General features: G+C 43.8%; 1 protein-coding gene. It reads left to right on the forward strand.

Annotated features, from left to right (window positions below):
• Nucleotides 1–218 precede the first annotated feature (218 nt).
• On the forward strand, nucleotides 219–787 hold a 569-nt coding region (locus A3738_RS28955; protein ID WP_156504590.1), incomplete at its 3' end, for a DUF2860 family protein.

Genomic DNA, 787 nt, shown 5'->3' on the forward strand with positions numbered 1-787 from the left:
CAAGGTTTAAGTTAGATAGCCTGCCATATCTTTCTTGATATGGGCTTTTTCTTACAAACTTCATCTCATCTTAAAACGCCGCGAGTGAGCCTTTTACAGGTTCTTGCTTGCGGCGTCGCTAGTTTCAGGCCATGAATTTGGTAAACCAATAAGATCTCAACTATTATATTTTGAGCTGTATATTGGCCGCACTAACAATTATTGTCAGGGAAAGTAATATGAATCATGTCTATTCTGCGATCGCTCTGATCGGTAGTTTTGCCTTCAGTACACTTTTGCATTCTGCGCCATTAAAACCAATCCCTAAAGAGTCTGGCTTTAGTGGTTCAGTCGTGGGTGGTGCTTCTGCTGTTGAGTATTCAAGTAACTTAGTTGCGGGCACGAGTGGCAAGTTAAGTGACCAAACAATTAAAAGCATTAATGCAGATCCGGAAACAGAATCGAGTGTGGCTCCTTTCATTACTGGTGAGGTGAATTACACCTTTGCTGAATCCCGCACACAGGCCTATTTGGGTGTCGCACTGGAAGACTTAGTACGTTACGACTTGGCATTCCAATTGGGAGTGAAACAAGAGCTTTCTAAAAAAGGTATCGTTTATGGTGCGTTTCTTTTTAGTGCGTTACCAACTGAAGTCTATGCGGACCCTTATGTTGCGAATGTAGCAAGAGCGCGCACTGATCGATCTTCTACAGGCGCGCGACTTGGTTGGCAAAACGTATTAGGCACGGGATTAGGTCTGGAGGTAAGTTCTCGTGAGATCGAATTAGATGAAGAAAATGCCGGCGC

Source organism: Oleiphilus sp. HI0066, assembly GCF_001635725.1.